Here is a 15,109-nt window from a genome sequence, read left to right on the forward strand (position 1 = left end):
TTGTGTCATTAAACATTTCGTCCCTCAAGGCCAGCCAACTCTTCTTTTGTAGCAGCTGGTGCCTTCATTTCAAATATATTGTTGATAACTGTATAATCATAATACCCGAGGCGGGCAATGGGTTTTATTTTTAATATATCAAGTTTCCCACTAGGAAGAATGATGTCATCAGCGATATGCACATGAGCTACTCGTCCGATAACAATATCAACTGTGGAAACCTCATTACCAGTTGGTATTCTAATTGTCTGAATATACTCACATTCGAATTGAACCGGTGACTCAGCAACACGTGATACAGGAGCCTCAATGCAGCTTTTCTTCGTTACACCCGCAGCCACAAATTCATCAACGTCTGCCGTAGACGCCTTTGCGGAAATATTTACTGCTTCGCGCAAATCCCAAGTAGCCATGTTCCATACAAACCAACCAGTTTCCTCAGCGTTTCGAACCGTATCCTTTCTTCCTCCTAATACTGATTGATTTGCTGCAAACATTACCATAGGTGGATCCCAGGTAAGATTTTGATATTGGCTGTAAGGCGCAAGGTTATCTACTCCATCTTTAGACCTGGTTGAAAGCCATCCGATAGGGCGTGGTATCGTACTACTTTTAAAGGGGTCATATGGTAAGCCATGATGCTGACCTTTCTTTGGTGAATAATGCAAGTGAATTCCTCCCAAATGTTTTTTTCTCAGCAACTGAGATTGTTAATTATTGCAACGACACTCAAGGAAAAGCGTTTTTCCATAGGCTTATTAGGTACTGCTTGTGAATTTCTGTTAGTGCTGCTGATGAGGTAATCACCCCCTAAATCGTTATTAAATTTAATTATTTTATTAGTTTTTATGGTAATGAAAAAAGAAAGGAATATCCATAGAGAATATTCCGAATTTTAGTGATATTTACTGTTTTCTTGAAATGTTTCGTATCCCTTTTTCGTAAAAACTGGATTATTTTAAGATATCTGTACAATTTTCCGTTTTCCATGTCCTCGGAGAAGCCCCGGTAACCGTTTTAAAAACACGGCTAAAATAATTGGGATCCACATAACCGACAGATTCCGCCACTTCAGAAACAGTCATGGCCGTTGATTTTAAATATGCTTTTGCCTTTTCAATCCTTTTTGCTTGAAGATATTCCGTAAAAGTACAGCCCATTTGTTGTTTAAATAAAGAACTGAAATATTGACCGCTTCTGCCTGCCCATCCAGATACCTCTTCTAATGAAAGGGGTTTATGGTAGTTTTGTTCGATGTATTGAATTGCTTTAGCCATTATTTGGGAGCTGTATAGGGATTCTTCTTTTTCAACTTGGTCAAATAGTAAAGAGCAAAGACGAATCATCTTTTGGATAATATCGAATAAAACCTCGCCGTATAAAATTTCCTGAAAGATTTCCTGATATTCTTGGTCATTCCTTAACAAATATGGTTTTTCTCTCATAAATCTGCGGATAGGGGCAACAGCGTTCGTCAATTTGGTCCGGACTAAATCGGAATGTGGATAACTGCCATTTTCATCGGGAAAACCGCCAAAAAGCTTATAAAACCATGTTTTGATCCCATCCCTGTTTTTTTCTATTAAGTAATTTAGTAATTCATCATTCTCCGTTGGCGTCAAAAAAGGTTCATATTGTTCATTCAAATTTTTCGTCATGGAGGGGAACACCTGGTTTCCGCCAAAATAAAAGCGGCGCAGCAAGGCTTGTCTTGCTTCAAAATAGGATTTATAAAGAAGTTTTGGAGTATCATATTGATTTCCAATTCCGGCCGAAATGGAAAGATTATTTCTTTGTTTCATCCGTTCACAAAATACCTTCAAAATCTGCCACAGGGAATGGATGGGATGGTTCCCTTTTGGAAGATATTCCTCACTCACCAGAAGGATGATCTGTTCATCGACTGACAATACAAAGGGCCGATACTCCTGCAGTTCGTCATGAATCAAATGAATCAATGTAATTGGTTCAAATTCCTTTTTATTTTGTTGGTCCAAAGCCAATACGGCCACTATGCTGGGCACTTGATCGTATCCCCAATTTTGAACCTGTTCGTTCATAAATGCTTCATTGATGACTCTTCCAAATAGAAGATCATAAGCCCAACCGTGATATAAAGAGGTTTCTCCTTCTTTTTTCGGAATATTTCTATGGTTTCGGATCATTTGTTTCAATGCCTTCAGCCATTCTTCCGCAACATATGGTTTCACAAATAATGCTTCTGCTTTCATTTTTACCGCTTGTTCAGCTGCTTGAAACGTTTTATGGCTTGTGTGCATGACCGTTTGAATCCTCAAATTCCTGACCATTCGGAATAAATGTTCCCGCTGATTTGGCTGAAACATCTCGAGTTCCATGACAAAAATATCTGGTTTCCATTCCATCAGCAATGCCATGCATTCCTCTTCATTGCTGGCTTCTTTTAATTCATCAATTGGCACTTGATTGGTTAAAAGCAGCCACTTCAATCCTTTTCTTTCAAGCTCATCCCGTTCCGCTATTAATATTTTCATATATAAACCACCTGTTATTACTTATTTCACCTTATTCTGTATTCAATTATTTTTAAATTAAAACCTGCCAAAAATTTCTCATCTCTTTCATCCATTTTTTTGTTGAAAAACGCCTCGTAACATCAATTTTTGGATATGTTCGCTTAATTTACTATAATTATATCAGAATGTTATGATAACTCTACGCCAAGAACATACGTTTTATTAACTTTCTCTTCCCTCAATACTTCAATAATGCTGAAAAAGGTGTACCATTTTTGGCACACCTTCAGGAACAGAGTTCGTACTTAAGTTTATTTAGTTAAGAAAATTATTAACATCATTAACTGTAAAAATTCTTTTACATCCTTCTTTAAACGCTGGGGCACCACCGTTTGCGGGATGCCTAATAGGAATATTTTCAATTTTACGTTGATTTAGGGTATTTGTAGAATGGTTTCCGATAGCTATTACTTTAATATTTTGGGGACATAGATTTAAAAGTCTTTTTAAATAATAAACCCCTAATTTTAGCTCATTAGGCTCTGGGGTACGATTACTTAATAATCCTACTGCCGGATCATAAGGATGGAAGGGAAAGATATTCCATAAAATAATCTCAAAGGGATCAACATTATTCTCTAGGATAGTTTTCCAAACAATTGTTGCTGTCGGTTCACTCGCACCCTTTTTTTTCCAAGTCATCTTAAATCGCGGGTACTGTGAATTGGGATTGCTAGTCCTTCTACCAACTTTACCATGAAAAACATGCTGATAATCTACTTCTGAATGGTTTCCTGTGATCATTATTTCTGAAGTCATTGGAATTCCTGAAAAATGACCACCTTGAAATCCTAATGCTTCAGCAACAAAAATATAGCGAGCGTTTGATAACCTTGGCTCAAGAAAGCGTTGAAGATGATTTATCCTTAACATTGGTGCATCAGGTCCAATGTCTAGTTGTGTAGAATAATCGTTCCATGGATTAAATACTGCTTGGTCTGAATAATATGACATTAGTTCATCAATAAATTTCAACATCACAATATCTCCTTTTGTTCTTACAATCATCTATCTTCTTTAGATAAAAATAAAAAGACACGTTTTGAAACAGTGGGATTTGGCTCTGTTGAAACACTTGATTGACACACGATGGAAAATCGGCAGCTGCCTCCCAACTATGGGCCAACTCGTATGCAGAATATCCTTTTTTCCATTGATTTTCTGGATTTGCTAATGACCCCTTCCAAGTATCTGGCCCTTTTGATTGGATATAATAATTACCCATTTGCTGTCCTCCCGATTCCAATCATTACTATGTTACTAGTTTTTCTACATAAATTTCCAAATCCCTTCACAACTCTTTTAAAAACTTGTTTAAATTATTGAATGCATCCGGCGATTGGCCCTGCCTCATTTTTTCCTCTATTATTCCTTGTATGACATTCTGCTTGATTGCTTGGAGTATCCTTTTATCTGATTCTGAGAGCGCCATTGCAGATCCCCCTGTGTAATAAAATATCAATACAATGTTTAAGTGTGTAATAAAAGAAAAGCTAGCATGAGGATAGCGTATTCTTCCTTCATGCTAGCTGTTAATTAAAAAAGTGATATCTTATACCAAAACTCGCTTTATAATTTCTTCTATCTCTTTATTTCTTTTAATTCAAGGATTCAAATCGCACAACATTTTAGTGTAAATGTTCATTTTCCCGATGATTTCTAGTGAACTTTGATAATACTCGTTTAAAATGGGTCGCCAGCTTTTTACGTTTTTTCTCACGGAAGGGGAACCCTACTTCATTCATCCATTTTAAATATATTCAAACCAGTTCCGGAACCTTGGTATTATCCGAGGAACTATCTTTGAAAGCAGTACCCATAATCAGTTCACTTGTCCTCAAAAGACTATCTATACCTTCCTTGATTTTATCAACAAGAAGGTCATTCACTTGACCTGGTGTCAGTTCTACCAAACACACTTTATGATCAGCATACTCGTGACTTCTCGATGCACCGAAGCGGTTCGGATAAACGGCCCATACTTCCTGGACCGGGCTGAACCTGCCGATAAGTGGGTTCCCGACGGCTCCAAACAGGAAGTTTGAATGAATATTGTCACTATAGCTGACCAGCTGCCGCATGACCTCATTCTGCCTTTGATTGTAAATTAGATTTTCGTCCCATATCGCTTTTCTTGGACGGTACTTAAAATCAACGATGATACTGCCAATATAGATATTCTCTTTATAGACATCCAACCTGGCATCTGGAGTGGTGTGCGTTCCCCTTGTATATAAGGGGTTTTTCGCTGTCGCAAGCCTGCTCTGTGTCGGCAGGTGTCCTTCATAGACCAACACGATTTCCAGGTTGCCCTTCTTCATCACTACCTCTGTATTGGAAGGAAGCGATGGAATGAACCCATCGTTTTTGCCGAAGTCCTCATTGAAGATCCATCCGCTCTTAGGAGAGAATGCTAATACATCTCCCGTAAGGGCCTTAATGAACTGGATATATCCCCAAATTTCATAGAGCTTATCTGAACGTTTCCACTGATAAACATAGGATGGATAAGTTCTTGCTTCGCTTTTCTCCTGATGGAGTTCTCGATATAACTGGTAAATCGCACGGTACCTGGGATCGCTGTTCATCACATGCGGGATGCCTGATTCCTGATAGCCCCCGACACTTTCATACCATGGCGCTGTCTTGATCCACTGGATGGCTCCCCGCATCTTACCGGCAACCCCGCTTAATTTTTGAAGCTCCAGCAAGGTGATATCCTTTTGTGGACCCATTTCGACGGGACTCGCAGCATGAAGATCCGTTAGGCTGCCTGCCGTCCTTTCGACGCCCTCGATAAAGCCGGTCAACGTCTTGGAAATGGACTCGATGATTTTTTTAACCAGACGGTTTTCCGGCAGGTCATAGGTCACCTCACTGACAGGCGCCTTGAAGGTCTGTTCATTATTTGGGCGGAAGGCGGCATGACGAATGGTTTTATCGTCTATGAATCTAGCTCTCTCCTTGGAAACAAAGGTATATCCTTTATTGATTCGAAAATTGACCTTTCGATACAGATCCGTCAACGCCGCCATTACCGAGGAAAATCGCTTGTTAATCACGAAAAATTGCTCCAGTAGCCCTAATGGGATACCATCCATCCTGGTATCCAGGTCTGTTTTTTTCAGCAGCAGTTCCCTCGCCAATCCTTTTAATTCCTGCTCCACTTCCTGCCTCATCAGCTCCCATTGCGATTCCTCGAGCTGTTTTGGAACAACCTTCACCCAGCTGTAATACCGTGCCCCATCATAAATCACCATCATCCGATAAAAGCCCGGAATCAGCGGATAATATTCATCATTGTGATCGAACAGGATGACAGGATTTTCAGAAGGCGAAAGGTATACTTCCCCTACTTGCGAATCGGTTTTCAGATTCGGCTCAGGCAAGGTTTCCAAACCATCCATGAAGAATTGGGAATCCGTCCTATTGGAATGAAAAGTGATGGATACGGCTAAATATTCCTTTATTTCGATGGAGGATTCGTCCCTTTTTTCAAAAAAATCATGTTCATTTGTAAAAAATGATCCTGCTGTGATGGGGTTGTCCTGATTCCCTAGTCTTTGGTTAAAAATGACTTCAACTCCATTAGAGGGTATAGCCATTGTGCTTCAACTCTTTCGCCTTTTGAACCAGCACATTCCGGGTGTCATAGAACTCGGACACCTCATCGTACTTGTCCAATAGGTCACCCAGGATGCTTCCTTCAATGTTCTCTGTTGCGGTATCGTACATCCCGATGAACCTTTTCAAGAGATCCTCCGGCCCCCTTACCTTGGTCAGGATTCTTTGCACCACTTGTTTATCGAATGCCTCTTCCCTCGTGAAGCAGCTGCTTTCAGGCAGGTTCTTGAGATATTGATCGATTTGCCGGACAATTCTTGGACCGACTCCCAGGTTTTTATTGATCTTCTGCAGCTCAGTATGGATTTCCCATAACAGGGCCAATTCACTTTCCTTCATATGAATATCCTTGGTTTTGTCACGGTAGCTGTCGAACAAATCCAAGGTAACGGTTCCGTTCCCTCCAGAAGGCTTTGTTGTTGTTTCCCTCATCTCTTTCGTTAACATCATAAGACTGTCAAACGAAAGAACATTAAGCGTAATCACGTTCGCACGATCCAGAACCTTATCGGAAAAATGGTAGGTGGATTCATCCAAGTTGACCGTTCCAACGAAGATAACGTTATCACCGATAGGGATGACAGGCGGATACAATGATGAATTTTTCAGCTGGCTTTTCAAATCGTCATTATAAAGCCTCAAGCCCCTGTTAGGTCCCGCCTCCATCTCCAGTACCGAAAGGAATTGGGAGAAATAATGCTCAACCCGCGCCAGGTTCATCTCGTCAAAACAGATAATATGAAGCTTGTTGCTATTGTCCTTGGCACTCAAGAGAGCGTTGATGACGCCGGAGTCTCCCGGCCGGTACTCTTTATTGAGTGTATCCGCATATCCAATGACATCCGCATCATCCGTCCAGGCAGGCCGGACAGGTACCAATGTCATCTGATAATCGTCCGTAAGCCCCAGTGCCCTTGCATAGACTTGGACCAGCTTCGATTTGCCCGTTCCGCTCATCCCGGCCAAGATCACCAGGTTGGAAGATTTCACTGCTGTATGAAAGTTATAGAGATCCTTTTTGTCATAAAGCAGTCCCTGTTCCATCGTGGTTCGAATGAATTCCTGCATCAATTCCGCTTCAGACATGCCGCTCCGGTCAACCGTTACGACAGGATCGGGTCTTTGTACTTGTACTTGTGCAGCCGCCAGACGCCTCTCCGTTTCCTCCATGAAAGGAGATTTTCGATAAGGAATCTCCAAAGGCTCCGCCGCTTCAATGGTTCCATCGATGTAAGTAAAGATTTCGTGCGGTACGAACATTGTATGATCAACCTCGTAACAATCATCGAGCCACTCTTCATCAAAAGGAGCCGATTTCAAAAGCTTATTCCTGGTAAAGGAAAATCCTTCCTCCCCGTAATGGTGACCGGAAAACTCACCATAAACGGTGTAAACTGAATCGCTGGTTTTCCACAAGATATATTCCGGTGTGTCCTTTTGCTCATGGGAAATGCCAGCAATTTTTCCCACCCATTCACCCGCTTGCAGCCGCAGCTCAAATTCTTCCTGCGTCATGCCCTGCTCCTCTTCCGAAAAGATCGGCATCGGTGTTAAACTTACCCCCTCATGATACCTTTCCGATTTTGGAATGAGGATCAGGTCTGTACCGTCAAAAACTTCCTGTCCATCGTAGAGAATTTTCTGCTGCGGTTTGAATACCAGCAGGTTATCCTCGAGAAAGCGATAGACCGCCCTCCTGCCTTCCGTTTCCTCTAGATGATTGCCTTCAAAGCCCCATTTTTCCAAATCTGTCCCGAAGAAAGTTATCAATTTGATAGAAGGGAAACTGTTTGGCGTTTTACTGATGATTCTTACATAAAACTGCAGGACATCTTGCACATTTTTGAAAATAGCTTTTTTACGCAGTGCGTATTGTACCGATTCCTCACTGGCAAGGACGCCTATCAAGTTGGTGTTCCATGTTTTGTTCATGTTAAATCATCCCCTTCAGCATATGGTCTTCCAAGTCGGCAAATGTCGAAAATTCCTTCGTTTGTTTGTTCTTCACGACGGATTTCACTCGTTTTTGAACGCTTCTTGGGATTTTGTAAGTCAAAAGCCAGACTTGATCGGCATGATCCAATGCTGTTTGCCCTTGTTCTTCCTGAAACTCTGAACCTTTTAAAATGGTCAGTTCAAATTTGTCATACTTCTGTAATCTGCTTGAATAAGGGTCACCGATCATCGCAACCTTTATCCTTTCTTTTCCTGATTGGTCCTGATTATTTTGATTCTCTAAATCTGTTTCTAATTTGACGACACGTGCATGAAGCCTATTAATCTCTTCATCCTTCAACTTCATTGTTTCTTTTTGCTTGGCTAACTTTTTATTTAATTCTTCCTTTTCTGCTGAAGCGGTCTTCGAATCATTACGCACCGTGCCCATCTCCGCTTTAAGGGAATGAATTTCCTGCAGGAATGCCTTTTTCTCGGTTTTCCATTCTTTCCTTTCATTTTTGAGGCTTGTTTGGCTGCTTGCCTCTTTTATCTTTAGCTCCTCGTTTTTTTGTTCCAGTTTCTTCAGTTTCTTTTCCAGCCTCTCGATTTCCTTGAGTGCCGTTTTTAGCCCCTTTTGTAGCTGTTCCAAGATTTCCTGCTCGTCCACTTCCTCTTCATTCGCAAGCTTTTCATCCACTTGCTTTTCCAGTAGATCGAGTTTTTCTTCCTCTTTAAGTTTTATATATATTTCCTGAGCCTTCCCATGATCTTCCTCGTCCTCACTGGACAGCAACACCCCAAGTAAGATGGATGGATACAGCCCCTCCTCTCCTAGCACCTGTAAAAGCTCCTCGATACTTTTCCCTCGTAACGACTCGATTTCGGGACGGTCTTCGATGAGAGAATCAAAGAAATAATATAGTTTTTTACTATTCTTTTGATTAAGCGCTTCCTTTATGATTCTGTTTCTCACCATTTTGAAATTTGCTTGCTGGGGATTTAACTGGCGAAAACCTTTTATTTTGATCATCAGATTGTCCGCAATATTGGCAATTCCATCATCCGGGAAAGTATCCAATATCCATTTCCATATTTCCTTCTCCATTTTTTAACCCTCCCAAAGGTATAAAAGTTCTAATATTTCTGAAAATAAGGTTTAAAAAAACTACTCCAAACAAAGAATGGAAGTAGTCAAATAGATACATGTATATTCATATTAGTATAGTAATACATATGATGTCGGCCAAGAAAACGAGCGAAATGACTATACCTGACTCTTTGTTGCGCTTCCTTATTTATACAATTGCATTACAAGTATAACATGGTTCCATAGGAAAAAGTTACTATACTCAGAAAATTATTTTTCTTTTTTTTCTATGATTTCGTTTACTTTTGCAAGTACATTTCCTGCCTTATCCTGAATAATGAGGCTAAAGTCTTAATTATTTCCGTTCATTTCCATGTTAATATAGGCCGTTCTGCCTTCTGTCATTTGCGGCAGTTGGCTGGCAGGGTAGACCTCCAGGCTTGTTCCGATCACAATCACAAGTTCTGATTTATGAATATGGGAAAGTGAAGCGCTCCAGCTTTCCTCCGGCAGCATTTCACCAAAAAGGACAACATTTGGCCTGAGCTTGCCACCGCATTGACTGCATCTCGCTTTGTTCAGGAATTGCTCTTTGCTTGCAATCCTAGAACAGTCCGCACAGCGGAACTTGCTGATGGAGCCGTGAAGTTCGTATACCTGCTGGCTGCCGGCTGCGCTATGAAAGCCATCGACGTTCTGTGTACAAATGGCTTGGATGAGGCCTTTCTGTTCCCATTCCGCCAATATATGATGCCCTTTATGCGGCTGGCAATTTTCAAGCAGATTAACTCTCATGCTGTAAAATTCATGGAATAAATCATAGTGATTCTCGAGAGCCTCGGTGGTTGCGACCGTTCTCGGATCAATGTTGTTCCACCAGCCATCCTTCGAGCGAAAGTCCGGGATGTTTGATTCTGTGGACATCCCTGCCCCTGTCAGGATTGTTGTGTGTTTAGAATTTTGAAGCCAATCTGCTAAGGTTACTATTTGTTCAGAATAATCTTGAAAACTTTTCATGTTTTTCTCTATCCTTTCAATCTATATTTGTTTAGATAAGGCTGAATTGCTTTTCTGCTTGCTCTTTCATCCAGTCCACTAATACGTCTACATTTTCTTCCCTTAGTAGTTTGCCGGCTGTTTCTTTCATATCCTTGCTACGTTTGAAAGAGGATTTTTTGAGTCCCCGAATCTCAGCAGCATATTTTTGGAGCACCTCGGCCATTTGCATCGTGTCCTGATAAATCAAACTCATGTCCCAGCGCCCTGTTTCCACGGCCCTGATACAGGAGCCTGACCTGTTATCGAAATGGACTTCCCATGTATAGTGAAGATTCAGCCCTTTTAAATATTTCTCCTGGATCACCTTAAACCATGCTCCCTGATAGGCACCTGAAAGCTGAACGTTTGGCGGGTAACGGTGATGTCCGCTGCAGCCAGCAAGGGCCGTAATACCTGCTAGATTCAGTGATTTGACAAACATGGCCATGTTCGCATCAAGGTCCAAGGCATTCACTTTGATGCCAAATCGCCGTTGAGCAAAGGCTCTCCATTTGAAATGATAGCCCTCCATATGGACTGGGAATTCCTTGCCTGGTACGTTGATAATCTTCTTCATCGCGGCAATCGGAAACCGGCTCACTAATAGCTGGAATCGGTTTTCTTGCCAAAACGTCGGTATTTCAAGGTCGTTGAGCAAGCTTTGTGTTTTCATGATATCTGCGCTGGTGTTTTCCCCTGTCAGAATGATGAAATCGTCTTTCGTTTCAACAAACAAGCCTCTCATTGTTAGTGCCTCTGCCATCCGTTCTGTTGCGGTCATCATTTCTAATTTTAGTAAGTTCATCCTGATCATCCTCCCTTATCTTTTGCACCTTAAATATACAAAAATCCGGTTACGATGGTCGTAACCGGATTTTTATCCCTTACGGAGGACTTTTGCCGGGATATCGGCATTCCAGACATATTCGCCGTTCTTGGTTGTAATTAATACACTCTCTTTAATATCGTTCCTGCCCATTGCCTGTGCTAATTTTTTTCGAATGGCCGTAATGTACCGTTTGACAACGGCTGGAGTTAATACTTGATCATTCCATACCGCCTTTTCAATTCTGCTTTTATCACAATAGATCCCTTTGTTGTCAATCAAATAACCGAGCAGTTCCGCCTGTTTCGGCTCCAGCCGTACAGTATCAGTGCTTCCATACACGAGCTTTTCAGAGTCTGCCAAGTTGAGAACCACGTATTTTCCGCTCATGGCATCGTCAAGTATTTGGTCCATATCACGATGGGTAATTCTCTTGCGTTTTTCGTCATTTTCCTTTAAAAGTATGGGTTCCATTTGTTTCTTTTTCAACTTATCCATATATAGTTCGATGAACCAAAGCTGTTCCTTTTTCACATCCAGGGTACCTGCTTCCCTAATCAGGTCTGCACCTTTTTGCGGGTATCCGATTCTTGTGTAGGCTAGAGCCAGGTTACATAGTAGCTTGATTCGTTTGCTGCCGTTTATTCCCATTTCCAACGCTTCTTTACCATAAAATAAGACGGCTTCCCACTTCCGATCCTCTTCAGCTAAGATAAAGGATAAGTGGTAAAAGGCATCGGGTTTGTCGGGGCTATGGAGGGTTGCCCTTCGTAAGATGTCATAGGCCCTCCGATAGTTGCCCCTGCGCATTTTTTCATCTCGTCCCAATTGAAGATATAGATTGGCGAGCATAATGGAATACCTAGGTTCTTTTCTATCGAGTTCCTGAAATCGGGTGTATAACCGGATGCCTTCCTCCAGCCATACGTTCCGTCCGTCACCTTCGTCCAGGCCTTCCCTGTCCAGCCAATTATCCTCGAAATCTAACAATTCCTCGATTTGTGATTGCATGGCACGCTCTCCTTAACGATTAGGATTCTGAAGCTTTTGTCTTTCTTTCCATTCGGCATACTTTTCTCGAAGGCAGGATGCACATGGCCTGAATCCTGCTGCAATCGCGGTCTCCTCGTCCGCAAAAAACACGCGATTCTGTACATAGCCCCCTTTGGCAATCGCCCGTAGTGCCGCTGGGCAATCCATACGTCCATAGACTTTTGTTTTCCTGTGGCCGCCGTATGTACCTGGAATTTTACTCTGATAAGGTTTCTTATCCGGACCTAGAAGTGTATATGTTTTGTCTTGCTGCTCGTTTTTTTGGATTTCCTCTTTGTGATCTAGCATTTGTGATTCCCCTCCAACTATACAAATACCAACTCTAGTTTAATTTGATTCGATTATATCTATTTAGTTTACATAATATAATTATCATCTTTATTTGTTTTATATTTTAACTTCCACAAACCTATATGAATAATTAATGTAAATAATCATTCAGAAGACTATTGATTGAGTGATTTATTTCATTTATGTTCGGATTTTCCACCACTTTCGTATCGTTAATGCCATATTTCCTTTTTAGTTGAATAATTCTTTCTATACTCTGATTTAATCTTTGTTCGGAAATTTCCCCATTTTCAACAGCCGTTTTTAAAGAGGAGATAATTTTTACAACATTATTATAATCATGTCCTACTAAAATAATATCGCTTCCTGCCTTTACTGATTCTACCGCTGCTTTACCAATATCAAAATGTTCTGTAATGGCCCCCATTGTCATATCGTCCGTTATGATTACTCCTGTAAAACCAAGTTGTTTTCTAAGAAGATCCGTCATGACAGCTTTTGACATGGTCCCTGGATTCGTTTTATCTAATTGAGGCAATAAGATATGAGCGACCATCACAACATCTGCACCTTGATTAATCGCACGTTCAAACGGTATTAACTCTAGTTCTTTAAGTTCCTTAAGGCTTTTATTTACAATTGGAAGGTCCAGATGGGAATCAACCGATGTATCTCCGTGACCAGGAAAATGTTTAATTGTCGTGATAACGTTCTGAGACTGTATCCCTTTCATCGTTTGAACTCCAAGTTTACTTACTATTTCCGCATTGTTCCCAAATGATCGATCCCCGATCACAGGGTTAGTTGGATTGCTGTTAATATCAAGAACAGGTGCAAAATCGAGATTTAAACCAAATTCTTTTAATTCTTGACCTAAAAGTGTTCCAACTTTATAAGAAAACTCAGGATCATTTACCTGTCCAATCTTACCATTTGATGGAAAGTTAGTTAGTCCACCCGGCAATCTGGTCACACGTCCCCCCTCTTGGTCAGCACTTAAAAAAAGCGGTAGATCCGAACTGTTTCCAGCCTTCAGTTGATTCACAAGTTGAACGGTTTGTTCAGGGGTTTCAAAATTATTTTGGTAAAATATAATTCCTCCGACATGGGCTTGGCTTATTAATTTTTTTGCGTTTGTATCCATTGTGGTGCCGGAAATCCCAGCAAGAATCATCTGCCCTATTTTTTCATCTAAACTCATGTTAGAAATTACTTTGGAAATGGTTTGATTTTCTTGTTGATTTGATGTTTCTTCAACCTGTGTAAAGAGTGAGATATGGTCAACTTTAGGATTTGGTTCCTGCTCTGTTGTTTTAGGCAAAACCCATAATAAATCAGTGGACGTGTTTGCATGATAAACAAGTATCATTTGGTCATGAGTTGAATCTTTATAATATCGAATATCATCGGGTTCTCCACCCGTTTTCTTAATTTCATTTAAGGTGATCCTTTGTAGTTCAGAGTCATAAGACCGTATATCATTCACTGTGTTGCCGGCATAGCCGATTGTAGAATGATGACTTTTGTATTCCTCATACCTGCCTTTAGCAGTTTCCGAAACATTGTCTGATTTTCCCCACTCTTTATTTACTTCCTTCCATCCTGTTTTACCGGAGACAAAAGGAATATTCGGAACCTTACCTTCCTTTGATAAGGAAAAGGTTTCTTCTACTAATTTCTCATTTGAATTCTGATCATCTTTTTTAGTATCGGATGGCTTCGTTATAATTGCGCCTTCTTTGCCTGGCGTCTGTTCGGTATCATTTACTTTGATTGCATAATAAACTCCAATGATTAAGGCAAACATTAAAAGTAGAATCGTAAAAATACTCAGCATATTTCGAGAAGCCCTTTTTCTTTTCATTTTCCAATTCCCCTTTCTACCATCCTTTTTTTCTATCCGTCACCACAAATATTCAGCAACACTGTCTTTCCAGCAATAATCTTCAGCGAAATGCCCCTGCTAACTATACTTATTTCATTAAAGGGCGCGATTATAGAAAAAAAGTAAGAGGTTGATATATATTAGTCATGACTAGTATATATCAACCTCTATTGTATACTACTCTTATGAATTAGGTCTTGAATCACCGTTTTGCCGAATTTTATTATAACATCTTTAACCTGAATTTACTGTTTGGAAATGTGTGCGTTAGCAATATGTTAGCATTTATTAAAAACGTTGAACAAAAAGGTGATGAATCCTAATTGATTCATCACCTTTTTTATAGTTCTTATATTGTCACAGATGCTTTTAACCAGTGGTTTTCTATTGGAATTCCTGCATCTTTAATGGTACGGAAGACTGGACAACGTAAATCTATTGCCTCTTTTAGCTCATCTATTCTGTCCTGAGACTCAGATGTTTCAACAGTGGCTTTAATGACCACCTTTTCAAAATATGGTTTTACCTCTAAATTCCCCATTAAACCGCTAATATCAAGATCACCTTCAACCTCAAATGAAATTCCTTGAAGGTCAAAGTTCATTTCTTTCGCAATGATTTGTGCCATTACGTTTTCACAGCCAATAAGTGAGGCTAGAAAAGTTGAAAGAGGGTCAATCGCAGAATCTTGTCCGCCCATTGTTACCGGTTCATCAATGGCAATTTTATGCTTGCCTGCAACGGAATCTGTCCTCATGCCATTTCCAATTCCTTGTACCTTTACTGACATTTGTTGTCTCATATTTTCATCC

14 protein-coding genes are annotated in these 15,109 nt (G+C 40.5%); all 14 read right to left on the reverse strand.

Features of this window, described 5'->3' with window-relative positions:
- Nucleotides 1-8: 8 nt before the first annotated feature.
- The gene (locus ACNQGS_RS08385; protein WP_378582135.1) at nt 9-668 is read right to left on the reverse strand and encodes a flavin reductase family protein; all 660 of its coding nucleotides are present in this window, start codon (nt 666-668) and stop codon (nt 9-11) included.
- Between the two features lie 285 nt (nt 669-953).
- Nucleotides 954-2,513: a helix-turn-helix domain-containing protein gene (locus ACNQGS_RS08390; protein WP_491486937.1), complete on the reverse strand. Its 1,560-nt coding sequence runs from the start codon at nt 2,511-2,513 to the stop codon at nt 954-956.
- Nucleotides 2,514-2,810: 297 nt separating this feature from the next.
- Entirely contained in the window at nt 2,811-3,533 is a 723-nt protein-coding gene (locus ACNQGS_RS08395) for a uracil-DNA glycosylase (protein WP_491486938.1), read from the reverse strand.
- On the reverse strand, nt 3,517-3,780 hold the full coding sequence (locus ACNQGS_RS08400) for a DUF6946 family protein (protein WP_491486939.1): 264 nt from the start codon (nt 3,778-3,780) through the stop codon (nt 3,517-3,519). The genes ACNQGS_RS08395 and ACNQGS_RS08400 overlap by 17 nt, the downstream gene beginning before the upstream one ends.
- A 66-nt stretch (nt 3,781-3,846) precedes the next feature.
- Nucleotides 3,847-3,987: a hypothetical protein gene (locus ACNQGS_RS08405; protein ID WP_491486940.1), complete on the reverse strand. Its 141-nt coding sequence runs from the start codon at nt 3,985-3,987 to the stop codon at nt 3,847-3,849.
- Between the two features lie 328 nt (nt 3,988-4,315).
- A complete protein-coding gene (locus tag ACNQGS_RS08410) occupies nt 4,316-6,160 on the reverse strand; it encodes a DUF2357 domain-containing protein (RefSeq protein ID WP_491486941.1) in 1,845 nt (614 codons plus the stop codon).
- A complete protein-coding gene (locus tag ACNQGS_RS08415; RefSeq protein ID WP_491486942.1) occupies nt 6,144-8,111 on the reverse strand; it encodes an McrB family protein in 1,968 nt (655 codons plus the stop codon). The genes ACNQGS_RS08410 and ACNQGS_RS08415 overlap by 17 nt, the downstream gene beginning before the upstream one ends.
- Nucleotide 8,112: 1 nt before the next feature.
- Nucleotides 8,113-9,222 carry a hypothetical protein gene (locus tag ACNQGS_RS08420; RefSeq protein ID WP_491486943.1) on the reverse strand — a complete coding sequence of 370 codons (1,110 nt, stop codon included), beginning with the start codon at nt 9,220-9,222 and terminating at the stop codon, nt 8,113-8,115.
- A gap of 333 nt (nt 9,223-9,555) precedes the next feature.
- A complete protein-coding gene (locus ACNQGS_RS08425) occupies nt 9,556-10,221 on the reverse strand; it encodes an SIR2 family NAD-dependent protein deacylase (RefSeq protein WP_491486944.1) in 666 nt (221 codons plus the stop codon).
- 31 nt (nt 10,222-10,252) lie between these two features.
- On the reverse strand, nt 10,253-11,047 hold the full coding sequence (locus tag ACNQGS_RS08430; protein ID WP_491486945.1) for a hypothetical protein: 795 nt from the start codon (nt 11,045-11,047) through the stop codon (nt 10,253-10,255).
- A 72-nt stretch (nt 11,048-11,119) separates the two neighbouring features.
- A complete protein-coding gene (locus tag ACNQGS_RS08435; protein WP_491486946.1) occupies nt 11,120-12,079 on the reverse strand; it encodes a winged helix-turn-helix domain-containing protein in 960 nt (319 codons plus the stop codon).
- A 12-nt stretch (nt 12,080-12,091) separates the two neighbouring features.
- Entirely contained in the window at nt 12,092-12,409 is a 318-nt protein-coding gene (locus tag ACNQGS_RS08440) for an Ada metal-binding domain-containing protein (RefSeq protein WP_491486947.1), read from the reverse strand.
- A gap of 133 nt (nt 12,410-12,542) precedes the next feature.
- Nucleotides 12,543-14,276 carry a beta-N-acetylhexosaminidase gene (gene nagZ / locus ACNQGS_RS08445; RefSeq protein ID WP_491486948.1) on the reverse strand — a complete coding sequence of 578 codons (1,734 nt, stop codon included), beginning with the start codon at nt 14,274-14,276 and terminating at the stop codon, nt 12,543-12,545.
- Nucleotides 14,277-14,646: 370 nt separating this feature from the next.
- Nucleotides 14,647-15,099 carry an OsmC family protein gene (locus tag ACNQGS_RS08450; protein ID WP_491486949.1) on the reverse strand — a complete coding sequence of 151 codons (453 nt, stop codon included), beginning with the start codon at nt 15,097-15,099 and terminating at the stop codon, nt 14,647-14,649.
- Nucleotides 15,100-15,109 lie beyond the last annotated feature (10 nt).

The organism is Neobacillus sp. PVCKKU3, from assembly GCF_058323225.1.